This window comes from Paenibacillus sp. FSL R5-0908 (assembly GCF_038006245.1).
In the GTDB taxonomy this organism is placed as follows: Bacteria; Bacillota; Bacilli; order Paenibacillales; family Paenibacillaceae; genus Paenibacillus_AQ; species Paenibacillus_AQ odorifer.
The window spans coordinates 5,742,908-5,760,535 of record NZ_JBBOUV010000001.1 but is presented as its reverse complement, the minus strand read 5'-3'; the positions used below and the strand labels follow the sequence as shown (position 1 = coordinate 5,760,535).

The following is a 17,628-nucleotide window of genomic DNA, read 5'->3' as shown; positions in this document are numbered from 1 at the left end:
GCGCCAGTTGCCCCATCATATCCAAGTAATTCTGCTGTAACTAATCGATGCGGGGCTACTAATTTCTCTGCACTGTCTTTACCCCAAAATGGATTTGGATTGGTTGATTTGGCATCACATCTAGCAGATCGCCTACATATTGAATTCTTTCTACATTCATGTAGTAGCCTTCGATCAGAACTGTGGAAGCAATCTGACCGCTAACATTAGCAATTTTGACAGTGACCTGTTGTGTAAGTCTTGTGTTGTTTTCTGAGTTAACATTGTTTTCTATCGGACCAGTAGTTAAAAGAGTCGTTGTCCTTCCTCCATTTGCTTCCTCCATTTGCTTCATTCAGATTATTAAGCCTGTTTGATTTTCTCTATGTCTTTAAGAGTAGCGATAGTTTATGCTCAGAAAAACGAACCTTTTCCAAGGATTGGTTGTCATATAGATATCTCAGTCAAGAAAGGAGGGCGTAAAATTTGGAGAGTAACCGGGAGTTATTTGAAACCTACAATAAAGATGTATACCGAACTTGCTACTATATGGTGCATGATGCGGCGGATGCAGAGGATTTGACTCAGGATGTCTTTATTACTGTATTTCGCAGTAATCGTGAGCACGTGGAGCATATCAAGGCTTGGATTATGAAAATAACGGTCAACCATTGCCTCAATCATTTGAAACGAAAACGGACATTACAACAGAAGATTACGGACAACCTTCATTTCTTTAATAAAACGGCAGAAACAGCTGTGGAGCAGCAGATTGAGCAGCGTGAGACGGAGGTCGAGTGGGCGCAATATATGAGCCAGGTCCCTATCAAACTTAGGATGGTGCTCACACTTAGGTATATGCATGATTTCAGTCTGGCTGAAATTTCGGATCTGCTGTCCATTCCACTTGGAACGACCAAATCTAGGCTGCATAAAGGGCTAACGGTAATGAGGAGAATCCTGCAGGAGGCTGGGGTTCAACTTGAACTAAAGGAGGGCGAAGCTTTTGAAAAAGTTAGAAAATATGCTGGAGCATCGTTTAAATGAAGATAGAGGCGTGCCTTATCCAGATTTTGAACGCATGTGGGGACGTTTAGAGCAAGAAAACAGTACAATGACTCCCCTACAACTTCGTATGGCCAATGGTAGTGAGAGCAGAGGGAGAAACTGGAGTAAAATAGCTGTGGTGGCTTCATTTTCAGTACTTATTGCAGCGGCACCCGTATATGCGGCAGTGCATTATGATTGGGATAATTTGCTCCATGGGAGAGGAGGCGTTCAAGCAGCGCTGGCCCAAAATCTCGGACAACAACTGAACCAGTCGGTGACGCAGGATGGAGTAACTCTGAAGCTACATACAGCGATTGTGGATGAGAATCGGACGGTTATCTTATTCACTTTGGATGTAGGAAAACGCTTGGAAAATGAAAATTGGAATGTTAAAGGAATGACTTTAAAGGGCGCAGATGGGGCGAATAGTCCTAGTGAGTTCAGTTATGTATTATGGGATGAGAAAACTCAACATTACAACGGATATTTCGAGAGTGATTGGACACCGAAAAAGGACACTGTGAATGTGCAACTAGTTGCAGATAATCTGCAAGCCTTTAGCACACAGGAGTTAGATTTACCGCTGGATATCCAATCGCAGGAGACACAAAAGTTTCCTATTGGACAGGAAGGGATGCGCAGCATAGAGGTGAAACCTTTTACCCAAGGGCAAGAAAAAATATTATTCTCTTCAGCGATCATTTTTGATCAGCCAGAAGCAAAAGAATGGGCCTTTCCAAATATTGTTGCATACAAAAACGGAACGCTCATAAATTCGCTGACTGGAGGTACTTTTGGTACACCGGGAGAAAACGGGGAATATACGTCCCAGCAATATTTTAAGGCGGCTGATATTTCCAGCGGAGAAGTGAATTACAAGCTGCAGTACATGAAACAAGAGAAAAAGGTTGAGGGGCCCCTAGCTTTTGATCTTCAATTAAGCAAAAAGCAGATGGAGAGCGGAACCATAAATACTTCATTGAATCTGCCGCTAGAAGAGGGCGAATCTAATTACACGCTGGAGAAAATGGTAGTGACGCCTACTCAAATTCGAATCGCTATTAGAAGTAAAGAGAAAGGCAACAATTTTCCGTATCAAAAGTCTACTCTTGAAGTAGCAGGCAAGACACTGGAGGGCAATTTCTGGAGATCTCCAGAAGGCGAGCCTGAATTAACAGTGCTTCGTTTTGAGCGGCCAGTTGATCTTGAAGTCACAGAAGAGACGCCAATTACTTTTGTTGCTAAATACAAGGTGACTCAGCACGGCAGCTATAAAATTAACAAGGACGAAAAAACACCGCTTCTGTTGACGAATATATCTGAAAAGAAACAGACGCTAATCCAGCAGCTTAGCGGATACCCGGTAAAATGGACGTACTATATGCAGGGTGCCGATCTTTATGTAGAAACTGAAAGTGAAGATGCTCGCTTCGGTGGAATTAACCAGACCCATATCGGACTGGGGAAAGAGCGTATTTTAGGTAAACCTCTGACCGTTAATTTCACTGGGGATGGAAACAATAAGGCCATTGATGTTTACAAGGGTTTCAAAGGTACAGAAGCTTCTATTTATATATTCTTCTATACAACTGACGATCCGGATAAAGAAACAAGAGTGCAGCTGCGGCCATAGAAAATCTTTTTTAGGGAGGAACCTTGTGTTCTTCCCTTTTTTTCGTTTACAGTGAGTAGATGCTGAGTGGACTCAGCGAGGATTAGCGTAAAGGAGAGAACAGGATGGAAATCACTCGCTGTGCTTGGGTTAATGAGGATCCTTTATATATCGCCTACCATGATGAAGAGTGGGGCAAACCTCTGTATGATGACCGGAAGCTGTTTGAATTACTTATGCTCGAAGGCATGCAGGCAGGGTTAAGCTGGTACACCGTCTTAAAAAAGCGGGCACATTACAGAGAGGTATTTGATGGATTTGATCCGGAAAAGATTGTGCATTATGATGAGCCGAAAATTGCTGAGCTGATGAACGATCCCGGGATTATTAGAAATCGCTTAAAGATTGATTCTATCATTCGTAATGCAAGCGTATATTTGCAAATTAGTGCGGAAACAGGCAGCTTTGCAAATTATCTCTGGAGTTTTGTGGGGGGTGCACCTGCGATTAACCATTGGAAGACACGTGCGGATGTCCCTGCTTCGACGGCTCAGTCTGACGCAATGAGTAAAGCATTAAAAAAGCGAGGTATGAAGTTTGTCGGCTCTACCATATGTTATGCTTTTATGCAGGCATCGGGGATGGTAGATGATCATTCGCTCGATTGCTTTTGCAGGAGCAGCACGGGCATGGCAGAGCGTTGATCTGTAGTTTGGCGTTACCCCAAGAAGAAATGTTATACTATGAAGCGAATGCTCACAAAACTAAGCCTATGCTTACGAAGCCAGTTTTGCACGAAGTCAATCAATGAAGCTAACGCTCACAAAACTTTAGGAGGATCACATAAAGATGTTATGGCATGAAGTGACGATACATACAACAGAAGATGCACAAGAAATGATTTCGAATTTTTTATATGAAGCAGGAGCGGGTGGGGTTTCTATTGAAGAATCCGGAACACTCAGTAAAGAACGGAATACGCGTTACGGTGAATTATACGACCAACCCTTGAATGATATCCCCGAAGGGGAAGCGGTAATCAAAGGTTATTATGCCGATTCCACGGATATGGATGCTGTTATAGAAGAACTGACTCCACGGGTAGCAGAATTGCGTGAGTACGGCATTGATCCGGGCAAATCTCTGATTTCTTGGAAAACCGTAGATGAAGACGAATGGGCGCATGCTTGGAAGCAATATTTTAAACCGCTCAGGGTATCGGAGCGTCTCACGATTAAACCAACTTGGGAGGAATATACGCCTGAGAGCCCAGATGAAGCAATCATTGAGCTGGACCCTGGTATGGCATTTGGTACAGGGACTCACCCTACAACAGCTTTGTGCCTGCGTGCGCTTGAAAAGAATATTAACGGCGGCGAAGAAGTAATCGATGTTGGTACGGGTTCAGGAATATTGGCTGTAGGTGCGATGCTGCTCGGTGCGAAATCCGTGCTGGCGCTAGATTTAGACCCTGTAGCTGTTGAAAGTGCGCGTGAGAATGTAGCACTGAATAAACTTGAGAAGTTCATTACGGTAAAAGAAAGCGACCTGCTCTCCTTGCTAGGCGGTGAAGGCGTAGCTGACACGGTTGCTGGAGAAATGTGGCCATCCGCTAGACCGGGTCACACTCTTGAGGGAACACCTGCTGAGCAAGGAACAGAGGATAGTCTCGGCGTTACACTCCCAGTTAAGATTGTAGTTGCGAATATTTTGGCAGAAATCATCGTATTGTTTACGGATGACGTGTATCGTGCACTTCAGCCAGGAGGCTTGTATATTACCTCTGGTATTTACAAGGATAAAGAAGGACTTGTGGCTAACGCACTACAAGAGTCCGGCTTTGAGATTATGGAAGTATCCCGTGAAGAAGATTGGGTGGCATTTACAGCCGGAAAGAGGTAAAAATGGATATATTGCAAAGTATAATACGTGTAGATTTGGATCAGCTTCCTTTTCTGCTCATTACGATTTTAATTGCTTTTACAGTACATGAATTCAGTCATGCTTATTTCGCAAATAAGTTCGGTGACCCTACCGCTAGATTATTAGGACGTATGACGCTTAACCCTGCTGTACACTTCGATTTTTTTGGTATTTTACTGCTGCTGGTTGCTGGTTTCGGGTGGGCGCGTCCAGTTCCTGTAAACCGTGATAACTTTAGCCGCCCCCGTCTGATGGGAGTCATTGTGTCTGCTGCGGGCCCAATCAGTAACCTGTTATTAGGGATTATTGGTGCTTTAATATATGGGGTGCTTGCGGCAACCGGTGTATTAGAGTCGATCTCCAATGACCGTGTTTTAGAGGCAGTGTATTTGTTCTTTGGCACCTTTATTCAATGGAACTTCTTTTTATTCTTGTTCAATCTGATTCCATTGCCTCCGCTCGATGGTTACCGGATTGTGGAGGATATTGCTCCTCGCTCCATACGGGGCAGATTACAGCAATTTGAGCAATGGGCTGTATTTATCTTTTTATTAATTCTGTTTATTCCAGGGTTACGAACCTATACCATCGATCCTCTTGGCCATTGGGCTAGTGAAATGTCGAGAACATTTGTGCAGCTATTCCTAAGAATGTTTGGCAGCTAAGGTATGGACTGAAGTCTGGTCAACCCTGCTTAAACATTGTATTATGTAATTTGTTGAAAAGTAGGATAGTTAAATTTCGCCTGATCCATAGTTATATTTCTCTAAGAAACGGGTGACGTCTTTATTAAGGCGTCTTTACCGTTTCTTCTTACTGAATTCATGAACAGGATGATGAAGAGATGCAGCGATATTTTGTTACACCGGAGCAGTTTGGTGCAGATAACGTTAGAATTGACGGGGAAGATGCAAGGCATATTGCCAAAGTCATGCGCGGTAAGGCTGGGGACAAGCTTATTGTCAGCGATGGCGTCTCCCGTGAAGCGTTAGTGGAGATTGCTCAGATCGAAATAGGGGAAGTGACAGTGAACATCCTGGAAACCCTAGAGATGACGCATGAACCGCGGATAAAAATCACAGTGGCTCAGAGCTTACCCAAGGCTGATAAGATGGAAACTGTCATTCAAAAGTGTACAGAAATTGGAGCCGTTGGTTTTATTCCTTTTCTGTCGGAGCGCACGATTGTACAATACGATGAACGCAAGGAAAGTAAGCGGCTGGACCGCTGGCGTAAAATTTGTAAAGAAGCTGCCGAGCAGGCACACCGGAACATCGTTCCGGCTGTAGGCTCACCGTTATCCTGGAAGCAGCTGCTACAGACTTTTAGTGAGTATGATGCTGTTTATTTCTGTTATGAAAAAGAAGAAGGCTTGCAGCTTCGCAGCAGTGTTGCCCCTTGGTTATCCTCGCTTTCACCGCAGGCTGGTGGGAAGGTACTGATTGTAGTAGGTCCTGAAGGGGGCTTTACACCAGAGGAATGCCAAAAGGCAGAAGAAGCTGGTGCGGTTTCCGTAGGACTAGGACGGCGTATTCTGCGCTGTGAGACAGCGGGCATGGTTGCCGCTGCTTGTATTTTATATGAATCGGGAGAAATGGGAGGAGCTTAAGAGATGCCATCCGTAGCATTTTATACTTTAGGTTGTAAAGTGAATTTTTATGACACCGAAGCCATCTGGCAGCTATTCAAAAATGAAGGTTACGAGCAGGTCGATTTCGAGGGACCCGCCGATGTATATCTGATTAATACTTGTACTGTAACTAATACAGGTGACAAAAAAAGCCGTCAAATGATTCGTCGTGCCGTTCGCCGCAATCCGGAAGCTATCGTGGCGGTTACTGGCTGCTATGCGCAGACCTCTCCTGGTGAGATTCTTGATATTCCTGGTGTCGATCTTGTTATTGGTAACCAGGACCGCGATCAGATCATGACGCATGTGAAAAACATTGAAGCCTCACGTCAGCCGGTCAACGCTGTTCGTAATATTATGAAGACACGTGAATTCGAAGAGATGGATGTACCTGGCTTTGCGGATCGGACGCGTGCTTTTATGAAGATTCAGGATGGCTGCAACAACTTCTGCACATTCTGCATCATTCCATGGTCGCGTGGACTTTCCCGCAGCCGTGATCCCAAAAGTATCGTAACCCAGGCACATCAATTAGTAGAAGCAGGGTATAAGGAATTTGTTCTCACGGGTATTCATACCGGCGGTTACGGTGATGATCTTGATAATTACCGTCTAGCCGATTTGCTGTGGGATCTGGATAAGGTGGATGGACTGGAGCGGGTACGTATCAGTTCTATCGAAGCTAGCCAGATCGATGAGAAGCTGCTGGAGGTGCTGAACCGTTCCTCTAAAATGTGCCGTCATCTGCATATCCCGCTGCAAGCCGGACATAATGATGTGCTGAAAGCGATGCGCCGTAAATATACGACAGAAGAATATTACGCCAAAATGCAGCTGATCCGTCAGGCGATGCCGGATGTCGGGATTACTACGGATGTTATCGTTGGATTCCCGGGGGAGACCGATGAAATGTTCCGTGCCGGCTACAACTTCATGAAAGCTATTAATTACTCCGAGATGCACGTATTCCCTTACTCCAAGCGGACGGGCACTCCAGCAGCGCGGATGGAGAATCAGATCGACGAAGAAATCAAAAATGTACGCGTGCAGGAATTGATTGATCTTTCGGAAGAAATGCAAATAGCTTATGCTCGCAAATTTGTAGGCCAGACGCTTAGTGTGATTCCGGAAAGAGCCGCCAAAGGTGCTCCGGGCCGCAATATCCAGCATGGATTTAGCGACAACTATTTGCAGGTGTTCTTCGATGGAGAAGATTCACTCCAAGGAGAACTTTGTCAGGTGAAGATAACGGAAGCTGGCGTGAACGAATGCCGTGGTGAGTTGATCGGGATTAGTCAGACTGGGCTTCAGCAGGCTGTCCGTTAAGCAATTGATATCCGTTAAGCAATAGATATTAGTAAAAAGACAACAGAGCAGCCATTTTCCCGTTAGCGGGGAAGGGCTGCTCTGTTTTTTTAGTTGCTGCTGTCTAGATCACCAATTCATAACAATCTCCTGATGCTATCAGACCCAGATGGCGTTATTTGCAATTTTTTTGCTTTTTATGCTTTGTTTCGGACTCCAGCGCAGCTATTCCTCAGAAAGTGGTTCATAAAAGGTGTTTTTCATGACAATAGCAACTATGGGGTCCGTTAGTGTTCCAAAAGTGGGATAATGCTGCGAATAAGGTCAACTGTGTCCGATAGTGACTTCATATGCGTAGAAGTGGATCAAAAAAACATCCGTAGGATCATGATTGAAACAATTCCCGCCAGTACAGTGCCTAGCAAGCTCCGGGTTTTTATCGCAACCAAAAAAGTAGGCAATGCTGCAAAAAGCTCAATGTTATTAGCTAAAGACGAAAATTTCCCATCATTCAAAAATATCTCCTGACCTATTAATGCCGCCATAACAGAGATAGGAACATAATTTAACCAGCGCATTCCCCATTCTGGCAATTCAAACCGGCTAAGGATCATGAGGGGAACCACCCTGGGAATAAAGGTCACAAAAGCTGCTCCTAGAATGATCAGAAATACATCCCATCTCACTTCCATTTTTCAAACACCATCCCTATCGTTGACGCAATGACTGTAGCGATAATCACTCCAACACTGCTGGAGAATAGGAAGGAGCTTCCTACTGCTATGATCACGGCAAGGATTGCGACAACCAAATCTAGTTTGATTTTATTACGGTCAATCATGGAAATTACAAGAATGCCAATAAACATCGCAGGTAAGGCAAACTGTAAACCGAATTGATCAGGGTCTGAGATCCACTGGGCTAAAAAAGCACCCGCTACATTCGCAAGAAACCAATTTAAATAAGCTGTGAGATTTAGACCGTGCATCCATTTTTCACTGATTTGCTGCTTATTCAAAGCTTGATTGATGGCAACTCCAAAGGTCTCATCAGTCAATAAAGAACCAACCAGCATATTTCTCAGCGGGGAAAGATGGCGGAAATAAGGTGAAAGAGCTGCACTAAGCAAAATATGGCGAAGATTCACGATAAATATCGTAATAATAATGGCCGCAGGCGAGCTGCTAACAGCTATCATTCCAGCAGCTATAAACTGAGCGGAGCCCGCGTAAAGAATCAAGCTGATTAAGGCAATCTCAGCAATGCTGAGCCCGGCTGTCTTTTGAACAACGCCTGCTGCAAGTCCGATGCTTAAGTAGCCTAGTAGTGTGGGAATACAATCTTTTACCCCTTTAAGGAAGCTATCTTCCTGTTTAGGAGACGGGATTGCTTCTAGTTGGACGTTCTCTGCACTCATCGTAGCCCCCTTGTTTCAAGAAAGAATTTAGTAGTTAGCATATTACTTCCTAATATTTTGATCAACCTTTACCGTATTATCTAGTCTGAAAGTCCCGAATTTCGCTTTATAGAGCCAGGGGGTAAACACTTAGGGTACAATTGTCGATATAAGTAAAAGAGTGTGGGGATAAACCACCGAACGACATTATAGCCTAAGGGAGAGAACAAATGACTGTGTACAGGAAAATGACGAAAATGCTCCTCATCATGATATTGTTAGCTACTGCGGTTTTTCCGGTAAGTGTCTTTGCAGCGACCGGCGATATCAACTCGATTGAATTCGAAAGCTCCGCTAAAGTAGAGCTTACGGTTGGACAAACGCCAAAGCAACTTAAGGTATATGCGAATGTGGAAGGGTCCTCATCTAAAAGAGATGTGACAGGTGCAGTTGTATGGAATTCTTCTAACACAAACGCTGTAAAGGTAGTAAATGGCCTATTGACTCCGATTGACAGTGGCAAAGCTATTATTACAGCGACTTATAATCATGCACTTGCTACCATTGAAGTTGAGGTAGCCCATCCTGTTAAAGAACTGAAGCTCGAATATAGTTCTGAAGGGAACTACAAATTGGGTGATGATGAGGATAAACTGCTGGTCAAAGCCAATGCGATTGGTGGAGAAACAGCGACTTCTGCTAAGGATGTAACGGCTGATACTACTTGGAGCAGCTCCAACACAAGCGTGTTGACCATTGCAGAAGGTAAGATCACTTTGGCTGGTGAAGGTACAGCAACGATCACTGCCAAATACAAGACCTTAACAGCAACCTTTAAGGCTGTAGTGAAATTACCTTATTCTGAAATTGAGCTTAAACATGACGACAAAATCGTTAAAGAACTAGAGATGCTAGTTGGAGATGCACCTTTGAAATTGGTTGCAGAGACTAAAGAAACTACAAAATCCAGCGCAAATGATATTTCAGAGAAAGCGGAATGGTCCTCTTCTAGTGCTAGTGTAGCTACAGTAGACAAAGGCGAGATCAAAGTGTTGTCTGCTGGTAAAGCTGTAATTACAGTATCCTATCTGGGGATTACACAAACAGTAGACGTATATGTACGTGCTCCTTATGAAGCGCTACTACTTACTCCTACAGGAGATCAATTCCTGTTTATGGGCGAAACCCTGAACGTTAAGGCTGAGGTTCGCGATGCTGCGAATTCTACTCCGAACATTTCAGGCAGCGCAGTATGGACTTCGGATAACCAATTGGCGGCAACCGTTACGCCTGGTAGCGATACTGCGGCAGTGACTGCTAAAGCTGTGGGAACTTCGGTCATTAAAGCAGAGTACAGAGGAATTAATAAAAGCTTTAAACTGACAGTGTATCCTACGATCACAGAACTGGCAGCCGACAAGACGGAATTGGAGCTTTACACAGATGACACCGTAAGCCTTCCAAAAGTAAATGGTACAAAGCTTGACGGAACAAAGCTAGATCTTAGCAGTGATATTGAGTGGACCTCTGCGGATGATGAGATTGCCACCATTAAAGACGGCAAGATTGTAGCTGAATCGGCAGGTATTGTGAAGGTTATCGGTAAAATAAAATCAGAAAACCCAACGACTTCAAAAACTGCTGTAAGAGAAAAAAGTGTTGAAGTAAAGGTTACAGTGAAAGATAAAGTCCTTGTCTTGCTTGGACCAGAAGAAAACCTGGTGATTGTTACTGGTGAAGAGAAGGCTGTTCCTGAAGTAAAAGCTGTGATGGAAAACGGCAGTGAACTTGATGCTACTGCAACTATGGAATGGGAGCTTACCGGTACGAATGCGATTATCAAGACTACAACTTCCGGTAAAGTAATCAAAGGACTGGTGAAGGGTTCTGCTACTTTAAAGGGAACTTACGCCAATAAAACCATCAGCATTCCAGTTACCATTGAACAAAAGGTTACTAAGCTTGTTGTAGAACCTACTGCTATCGAAATGAACATTAAAGGCTCTAAAGCGATAAAGGTAACGGCTTATTATTCTAATGGTAAGACAGGAAATGTCTCCAGCAGTATGAATTGGGAGTCCTCGAACGAGGCGGTTGCTACGGTTAAAGCAACAACCGTTAAAGCAGTAACAGAAGGTACTGCTACGTTGACAGGATCTTACCAAGGGATTGCTGCTAGTGTCAAAATTACTGTAGTTCCTAAATTAACAAAGCTGACCGTTAATGAGAGCAGACTGAAAATGGCTCCGGGAGCCGTTCAGAATGTAGTCGTGACTGCACAGTATGATACTGGTAAGACTGCTGTTGTTACTGGAAGTGCGGTATGGACCAGCTCCAAGCCTTCTGTAGCGAGAGTATCTGCAAGTGGTCAGATTGTAGCTGTGAGTAAAGGAACGACATCTATTAAAGGAAAGCTAGGCGGCAAAACAGTTACAGTATCAGTGACAGTGAAGTAATAGAGAATAGGATCTGAATTATCAACTATGAATCTGCAAAGCCAACATTATGTTGCTTTGCAGATTTTTTTATTTGGATTCTATAGTAATTCCGACTATTCCGATGTATAATCACATAAAACATAATAGATGCGTTGGGGGAGATGAAAAACATGGCAAAACAAAAGGTGTTGTCGATCAAGACGATTGTAGCGATTGGTATTGGTTCTGCTTTATTCGTTATATTGGGGAGATTCGGCTCGATTCCTTCGGGTATTCCAAACACTAACATCGAGACTACATACGCATTACTGGCATTGTTCTCCCTATTGTACGGCCCGTTTGCCGGATTATTTATAGGCCTGATCGGGCATACCCTGAAGGATACGATATCTTATGGATCGCCATGGTTCAGTTGGGTCATATCATCTGGAATTGTAGGGCTCGTTATTGGCTTGTTAGTAGCTAGAATCGCTATTCATGACGGGGAATTCGGACGGAAGGAAATAATACGCTTTAATCTGGCTCAGATTGCAGCGAATGCTGTAGCTTGGTTCCTTGTAGCCCCAGTGTTGGATATTCTGATCTATGCAGAACCCGTGAATAAAGTATTTACGCAAGGACTGACCGCAGGTGCATTAAATATAGCTTCGGTGGCAGTGATCGGATCTTTACTAGCCATTGCGTATGCTAAGACAAGAACAAAACAGGGCAGCTTGACTAGAGAAGCTTGAGTGGAATACAAATCCAAGCTAAAAAGCCGGTGGAAATCACCGGCTTTTTTCTCTTCACATTAACCCAGAGGAAGGTCTCAGATGAAAAAAGTAATGATTGAATTTAAGGATTTCAGCTTTCAATATCGGGCGCAGCAGGAACCCACACTACAGGGGATTAACTTAACGATTGTTGAAGGGGAGAAGGTGCTTATCGTGGGACCCTCAGGTTCTGGGAAAAGTACACTGGCTCATTGCATTAATGGTCTCATCCCTTTTGCTTACAGAGGGGAAATATCAGGTTCATTGCGGATTTTAGGCCAGGAGCAGAAGGATCTGAGTATCGCAGAGCTGTCCAATCAGGTAGGTACCGTATTGCAGGACCCGGATGGACAATTTGTAGGATTAACGGTTGGTGAGGATATCGCCTTCAGTCTAGAGAACCATGTGGTTCAGCAGACAGAAATGATGAGCAAAGTGGCGGTTGCCGCAAGAGCGGTGGATATCCACGAATTTCTGGCCTCTTCTCCTCAGGAGTTATCGGGTGGACAAAAGCAAAAAACGACCCTGGCAGGTGTTCTGGTAGGTGATGTGGACATCCTGCTCTTTGATGAACCACTGGCAAGCTTAGATCCTTATACCGGTACAAAAGCGATTGAGCTTATTGATCGAGTGCATAAAGAGACAGGTAAAACCGTTATTATGATCGAGCATCGTCTTGAAGAGGTGCTGCATCGGGCGGTGGATCGTATTATTGTGATCCATGAAGGACGTATTGCGGCGGATATGCCGGCTGCAGAACTGTTGAGCACAACGTTGCTTTCAGAAGTGGGCATTCGGGAACCTCTTTATTTAACGGCTTTGAAGTATGCCGGATGTTCGATTACAGCAAATATGAATCCGCAGCATGTGAACGATATAGAGTTGGAGGCGTGTTCTAATAAACTAAAGATCTGGTATGAGTGCAATCAGTCACGCCAGGATAAGCTGGAGAGCCCACCCATCCTTGAACTGCAAGATATTTCTTTTGGATACGAAAAAAATCAGCAGGTGCTGAATAAGCTCAATCTCTGTATTCATAAAGGAGAGATGGTCTGTATAGCGGGGCGAAATGGGGCTGGGAAATCCACAGTTTCCAAGCTTATTTGTGGCTTCTATAAACCTACTTCCGGATCAATACGGATGCATGGGCGTGATATTGCTCAGGACACGATTAAGGAGCGGGCTGAGCGGATTGGTTTTGTTATGCAAAATCCCAATCATATGATTTCTAAGACACTTTTATATGATGAGGTTGCCCTAGGATTAAGACTCCGAGGTTGCCCTGAGGAGCTCGTTCGTGAACGCGTCCATCAAGTCTTGAAGGTGTGCGGACTTTATGTTTTTCGCAGCTGGCCGATCTCGGCGCTCAGTTACGGCCAGAAGAAACGGGTCACGATTGCCGCCATTCTGGTACTGGAGCCGGAAGTGATCATTTTGGATGAACCGACTGCTGCTCAGGATTACAGGCATTATAACGAAATGATGGAGTTTCTCTTGACGCTACGTGGGCAGGGGATGACGGTCATTATGATTACGCATGATATGCACTTGATGCTGGAATATGCCGATAGAGCTATAGTGTTAGCTGATGGCGTGAAGCTTGCGGATGATAGCCCTGAGCGAATATTAACGAATACTGATGTGGTGAAAAAAGCAAACTTGAAGGAAACCTCGCTTTTTGCCCTAGCTATAAAAGCTGGATTGAAACAACCGCAGGCGTTCGTTAGAAGGTTCATTGCGTATGATAGGAGGAGCCGAGGCGGATGAAGGCCAAAATGTTAACTTTTACGAAGCAGGATTCACCTATTCACCGTCTTACCGGCGCTACTAAATTGATTTTATTTGTAGTGTGGTCTGTGACGGGGATGATTACATATGATACAAGATGTCTAATGGTGATGCTGTTATTTAGTTTGCTTGCCTTTAGAATTTCCAAAGTTCAATTTCAGGATTATGCTTTTGTATTATATTTTATCTTGATTTTCTTTTTGCTTAATCATATAGCTATCTTTATCTTTTCACCTTTGGAGGGCGTACGTGTTTACGGGACACGTCATGATATTATGCATATTGCAGGCCGGTATACGGTAACTTGGGAGCAGCTATTTTATCAATTCAATATTGCCCTGAAATATGCGGTGGTCATTCCTATGGCATTATTATTTCTTCTAACGACCAATCCCAGTGAATTTGCAGCATCCTTAAATAGAGTTGGAGTGAACTATAAAATTGCATATTCTGTATCGCTGGCACTGCGGTACATTCCGGATATTCAACGAGATTATGAGAATATATCGTTTTCTGCTCAAGCAAGGGGAATAGATATTTCTAGAAAAGAAAAGCTGCCTAAGCGGCTAAAAAATATCATTTCGATTCTGATGCCCCTAATTCTGACTAGTATCGAGCGAATTGAAAATATCAGTACCGCTATGGAGCTGCGCGGTTTTGGCACTGAGACCAAACGAACTTGGTATAGCAGTCGCCCGTTCACGAGAGACGATTATTTTGCATTGGCTTTGTTTGCGCTGATTGGAATTTTCTCGACGGTGATCACTTTTTACGACGGTTCGCGGTTTTATAATATTTTCGATTGAAGTATAATAATACAGTTGTGGAAAGCTGGGATTATAATAAACGGCACCTTTTTGTTAAGACTGAAGACGTTTCTCCAGTTTTGACCATATAGGCAGGTAGCATAATGGCAGTGCTAGAAGTGAGCAGACTACGTTGAAAATGGTCTGGGCGTGGGCGATTTGTGAAGCAGGGCCTCCACCAATCCATGCAGCACTTGCTTGTAGCAGCCCGATCATGGGCAAGAATAGTAGTGCACCGCCTACATTAAGCGCAACATGGGACCAAGCGACGAAGACGCCGGATGACGTGCCGCCGATGGAAGCGATGACTGCTGTAACACAGGTGCCCACGTTGGCACCTAGCACAATGGCTATACCTAGCTCAGGCGGCATGGCACCCGAGGCGGCAATGCTCATAGCCATAGCTATGACAGCAGCGCTGCTATGGAGCAGGGCTGTTAGGCACGCTCCAGCGGCGAGCCCCCATATAGCACTAGTAGCGGCGTGGTTTAGGAACCAGAGGAATAAGCCACTTTCCTGAAGTATTCCGCCGATAGACTGCATGACAGCGATGCCCCATAGGACGAGGGCGAAGCCTGATACAGCCAGACTGATAAATTGCAGCGGCGGGGATATTTTGTGGCAGAGCTCTGCCACTCGCGATGTAGGCGGCAGTTCGCCTGCAATAACTGCCGCTGCCCACAGACTGAGCGAGGCTGCCAGCAGGGGCGTGGCCATGGTATTGATCTGAAGTCCGATCAATTCTGTAGTTAATGTGGTGCCGATGTTGCTGCCCAGGATAATGCCAAGTGTGCGGGCATAAGTGAGCAGGCCGGCATTGACCATGCCGATTGTCAACACCGTTACAGCAGTACTGCTCTGGAGTAAGGCGGACAACAGGCTGCTGGCAATCATTCCTTTAATAGGTGTTGAGGTAGCTCTATTTAGGCTTGTAGTTAATAGAGGGCCCGCTAGCTTGGACAACGCCGTTTCCATCAGCTTCATGCCGGCTAGAAAGATAACAAGACCATATATGATAGGGAACAGCAAATCACTGAACATAGGGCATACTCCTTTGGACGAGGGTTGTACACCAATATATGAATGTATTGCATGGGACATGTATAAAAACATTTTTAGAAAAACAGGGAGTTGAAGTCATTGCCATCGGTTATTTTAGAACGCAATCGCAAAAAAAGACTGGAACAGGGCCATCCATGGGTCTATGCAGGTGAAGTAGCATCAGTAGAAGGGAATCCGGAAGCAGGGGGACTAGTAGATGTCCTTAATCATCAGGGCCGATTTTTGGCCGTAGGATATTACAATCCAGCGTCACAGATTCGGGTAAGAATTGTATCGCAGGGACCCCTTGCGATCATGGATACAGCTTTTTTTGCAGAACGGTTCGCGAATTGTCTGCAACACAGAAATCGGTTCCTTCCGGGTGCGGATGCTTATCGCTTGGTTTATGGTGAAGCGGACTTTTTGCCGGGGCTCATTGTAGATCGATTCGGTGATATTTTAGTTGTACAGCTGCTTACCCTCGGAATGGACAAGCGGCGTGCAGAAATCGTCGAAGCATTGGTGCAGGTTATGGCACCGCGCGGAATCTATGAGCGCAGTGATGTTAGTGTGCGCGAGCTTGAAGGTATGGAGCAGACAACGGGTGTGCTGTACGGGGAATGTCCAAGGCATGTGACCGTGAGTGAGAATGGCCTGAAGCTGGTCGTTGATATTGAAGAAGGCCAGAAGACAGGTTACTTCTTTGACCAACGTGAGAATAGAGCTTCCATTGCTCCGCTCATGAAAGGCTGGGGAGGACGAAGCGGCATTACGCTACAGGAAATTGAAACTGAGGATGGTTCACTACAGACCTTACCAGTTAATAAGAGCGGCAAACATGTAACGTTCCCTTATTGGGACGGTGCGACAGTGCTGGAATGCTTCTCGCATACGGGCAGCTTCACGCTGCATGCCTGCAAGTATGGCGCGAAAAAAGTAACCTGCCTTGACGTTTCAGCTCACGCCATTGAGAGTGCCAAAGTGAATGTGGAGCTGAACGGCTTTAGCGATCGTGTTGAATTCGTAGTGGATGATGCTTTTGCATATCTACGGAATCAGGTTAAAGGACTAGAGGAACGTTCTGAACGGGCGACAGTTGCAAGTGGAACAGAGACGGCAGCAGCTGCTACAAATCCTAAACCCGGAGGCAAAACAGCCAAAACCGACACATCCAAGCCGATGACGGCAGGTGGAGGAAGAACTTGGGATGTAGTCATCCTGGACCCTCCGGCGTTTGCCAAAACCAAAAGTGCAGTAGCTGGCGCTTGCCGTGGTTACAAGGATATCAATCTGCACGGGATGAAGCTGGTGAACGAAGGCGGCTATTTGGTTACCGCAAGCTGTTCTTACCATATGCAGCCAGATCTGTTCCTCGAAACGATTGCCGATGCAGCTAAAGATGCTGGCAAGGTGTTGAGACTTGTGGAATGGCGGGCCGCAGGCAAAGACCACCCACAAATACTTGGCGTTAACGAAGGACACTATCTGAAGTTTGCGATTTTTGAAGTGCGGAGTAAAAAATAAGCCTGAAGGTCAAAAAGGTTTACAGTGCCGAGTAACAAGTAGGATAAAAGGGCTGGTCGTAGGGTGGCCGTGAGTCGACTGTAAGGCAAGGAGTTGCCAACGGACTCAGATGACTCTATTTAGCGTAAACAGCCTATTATTGAATTCTTACGGACCCCAAAGGCGCTATTGCCCCAAAAACACCCGTTATGCAACACATTTTCAAAGAATAGCGTCAGTGGGGTCCGAAAAGTTTCCAAAACAGCACTGAATCCACGAATAACGGCTCCTGGGTCCGTAAGTACTTAATGAAACAAGCCTAGCCGAAAATGTGGAATTTGAACGCTGAACAGTCTAACATTTACCCTATGCTCCGACATTGGCAGCTCCAATCTAACGTTGCAC

16 protein-coding genes are annotated in these 17,628 nt (G+C 45.0%); 12 read left to right on the top strand and 4 right to left on the bottom strand.

Going from position 1 to position 17,628, the window contains the following annotated elements; all coding sequences use genetic code 11:
• Positions 1-58: 58 nt before the first annotated feature.
• Positions 59-334, bottom strand: coding sequence for a hypothetical protein (locus MKZ09_RS26265; protein ID WP_076205235.1), 276 nt, complete (start codon positions 332-334; stop codon positions 59-61).
• Between the two features lie 131 nt (positions 335-465).
• Between MKZ09_RS26265 and MKZ09_RS26260 the strand changes: the two genes are divergently transcribed.
• The 7 genes from MKZ09_RS26260 to mtaB all read left to right on the top strand — a co-directional run bounded on the left by MKZ09_RS26260 (position 466) and on the right by mtaB (position 7,520).
• The gene (locus tag MKZ09_RS26260) at positions 466-1,026 is read left to right on the top strand and encodes an RNA polymerase sigma factor (RefSeq protein WP_076128962.1); all 561 of its coding nucleotides are present in this window, start codon (positions 466-468) and stop codon (positions 1,024-1,026) included.
• Positions 986-2,662 (top strand): DUF4179 domain-containing protein, encoded by a 1,677-nt coding sequence (locus tag MKZ09_RS26255; RefSeq protein ID WP_143767328.1) that lies wholly within the window; start codon positions 986-988, stop codon positions 2,660-2,662. Before MKZ09_RS26260 ends, MKZ09_RS26255 begins: the two co-directional genes overlap by 41 nt.
• Before the next feature lie 104 nt (positions 2,663-2,766).
• Positions 2,767-3,345, top strand: coding sequence for a DNA-3-methyladenine glycosylase I (locus MKZ09_RS26250; RefSeq protein WP_076205232.1), 579 nt, complete (start codon positions 2,767-2,769; stop codon positions 3,343-3,345).
• 145 nt (positions 3,346-3,490) lie between these two features.
• On the top strand, positions 3,491-4,543 hold the full coding sequence (prmA, locus tag MKZ09_RS26245; protein ID WP_076205229.1) for a 50S ribosomal protein L11 methyltransferase: 1,053 nt from the start codon (positions 3,491-3,493) through the stop codon (positions 4,541-4,543).
• A 2-nt stretch (positions 4,544-4,545) separates the two neighbouring features.
• Positions 4,546-5,229, top strand: coding sequence for a site-2 protease family protein (locus tag MKZ09_RS26240; protein ID WP_076128966.1), 684 nt, complete (start codon positions 4,546-4,548; stop codon positions 5,227-5,229).
• A gap of 179 nt (positions 5,230-5,408) precedes the next feature.
• The gene (locus MKZ09_RS26235) at positions 5,409-6,173 is read left to right on the top strand and encodes an RsmE family RNA methyltransferase (protein WP_076136594.1); all 765 of its coding nucleotides are present in this window, start codon (positions 5,409-5,411) and stop codon (positions 6,171-6,173) included.
• A gap of 3 nt (positions 6,174-6,176) precedes the next feature.
• Positions 6,177-7,520 (top strand): tRNA (N(6)-L-threonylcarbamoyladenosine(37)-C(2))-methylthiotransferase MtaB, encoded by a 1,344-nt coding sequence (mtaB, locus tag MKZ09_RS26230; protein WP_076136592.1) that lies wholly within the window; start codon positions 6,177-6,179, stop codon positions 7,518-7,520.
• Between the two features lie 344 nt (positions 7,521-7,864).
• On the opposite strand, the gene MKZ09_RS26225 is transcribed toward mtaB, so the two are convergent.
• On the bottom strand, positions 7,865-8,191 hold the full coding sequence (locus tag MKZ09_RS26225; RefSeq protein WP_036683900.1) for an AzlD domain-containing protein: 327 nt from the start codon (positions 8,189-8,191) through the stop codon (positions 7,865-7,867).
• Positions 8,182-8,916 (bottom strand): AzlC family ABC transporter permease, encoded by a 735-nt coding sequence (locus tag MKZ09_RS26220; RefSeq protein WP_036683898.1) that lies wholly within the window; start codon positions 8,914-8,916, stop codon positions 8,182-8,184. Before MKZ09_RS26220 ends, MKZ09_RS26225 begins: the two co-directional genes overlap by 10 nt.
• Before the next feature lie 209 nt (positions 8,917-9,125).
• Between MKZ09_RS26220 and MKZ09_RS26215 the strand changes: the two genes are divergently transcribed.
• The 4 genes from MKZ09_RS26215 (at position 9,126) to MKZ09_RS26200 (ending at position 14,679) form a co-directional block, all read left to right on the top strand.
• Complete coding sequence (locus MKZ09_RS26215; protein WP_076128972.1) at positions 9,126-11,351, top strand: Ig-like domain-containing protein; 2,226 nt, start codon at positions 9,126-9,128, stop codon at positions 11,349-11,351.
• A gap of 152 nt (positions 11,352-11,503) precedes the next feature.
• Positions 11,504-12,064, top strand: coding sequence for an ECF-type riboflavin transporter substrate-binding protein (locus tag MKZ09_RS26210; protein ID WP_036683889.1), 561 nt, complete (start codon positions 11,504-11,506; stop codon positions 12,062-12,064).
• Positions 12,065-12,145: 81 nt separating this feature from the next.
• Positions 12,146-13,852: an ABC transporter ATP-binding protein gene (locus MKZ09_RS26205; protein WP_076136590.1), complete on the top strand. Its 1,707-nt coding sequence runs from the start codon at positions 12,146-12,148 to the stop codon at positions 13,850-13,852.
• Positions 13,849-14,679 (top strand): energy-coupling factor transporter transmembrane component T family protein, encoded by an 831-nt coding sequence (locus MKZ09_RS26200; protein WP_076136588.1) that lies wholly within the window; start codon positions 13,849-13,851, stop codon positions 14,677-14,679. The genes MKZ09_RS26205 and MKZ09_RS26200 overlap by 4 nt, the downstream gene beginning before the upstream one ends.
• A 54-nt stretch (positions 14,680-14,733) precedes the next feature.
• On the opposite strand, the gene MKZ09_RS26195 is transcribed toward MKZ09_RS26200, so the two are convergent.
• Positions 14,734-15,720: a Na/Pi cotransporter family protein gene (locus tag MKZ09_RS26195; protein ID WP_076136586.1), complete on the bottom strand. Its 987-nt coding sequence runs from the start codon at positions 15,718-15,720 to the stop codon at positions 14,734-14,736.
• Positions 15,721-15,819: 99 nt separating this feature from the next.
• Between MKZ09_RS26195 and MKZ09_RS26190 the strand changes: the two genes are divergently transcribed.
• Positions 15,820-17,244 (top strand): class I SAM-dependent rRNA methyltransferase, encoded by a 1,425-nt coding sequence (locus MKZ09_RS26190; RefSeq protein WP_076205226.1) that lies wholly within the window; start codon positions 15,820-15,822, stop codon positions 17,242-17,244.
• Positions 17,245-17,628: the final 384 nt, after the last annotated feature.

Coding starts and splice junctions, on each gene's coding strand:
- MKZ09_RS26265 (WP_076205235.1), bottom strand. CDS start 334: ATGAAGCAAATGGAGGAAGCAAATGGAGGAAGGACAACGACTCTTTTA.
- MKZ09_RS26250 (WP_076205232.1), top strand. CDS start 2,767: ATGGAAATCACTCGCTGTGCTTGGGTTAATGAGGATCCTTTATATATC.
- prmA (WP_076205229.1), top strand. CDS start 3,491: ATGTTATGGCATGAAGTGACGATACATACAACAGAAGATGCACAAGAA.
- MKZ09_RS26240 (WP_076128966.1), top strand. CDS start 4,546: ATGGATATATTGCAAAGTATAATACGTGTAGATTTGGATCAGCTTCCT.
- MKZ09_RS26235 (WP_076136594.1), top strand. CDS start 5,409: ATGCAGCGATATTTTGTTACACCGGAGCAGTTTGGTGCAGATAACGTT.
- mtaB (WP_076136592.1), top strand. CDS start 6,177: ATGCCATCCGTAGCATTTTATACTTTAGGTTGTAAAGTGAATTTTTAT.
- MKZ09_RS26225 (WP_036683900.1), bottom strand. CDS start 8,191: ATGGAAGTGAGATGGGATGTATTTCTGATCATTCTAGGAGCAGCTTTT.
- MKZ09_RS26220 (WP_036683898.1), bottom strand. CDS start 8,916: ATGAGTGCAGAGAACGTCCAACTAGAAGCAATCCCGTCTCCTAAACAG.
- MKZ09_RS26215 (WP_076128972.1), top strand. CDS start 9,126: ATGACTGTGTACAGGAAAATGACGAAAATGCTCCTCATCATGATATTG.
- MKZ09_RS26210 (WP_036683889.1), top strand. CDS start 11,504: ATGGCAAAACAAAAGGTGTTGTCGATCAAGACGATTGTAGCGATTGGT.
- MKZ09_RS26205 (WP_076136590.1), top strand. CDS start 12,146: ATGAAAAAAGTAATGATTGAATTTAAGGATTTCAGCTTTCAATATCGG.
- MKZ09_RS26200 (WP_076136588.1), top strand. CDS start 13,849: ATGAAGGCCAAAATGTTAACTTTTACGAAGCAGGATTCACCTATTCAC.
- MKZ09_RS26195 (WP_076136586.1), bottom strand. CDS start 15,720: ATGTTCAGTGATTTGCTGTTCCCTATCATATATGGTCTTGTTATCTTT.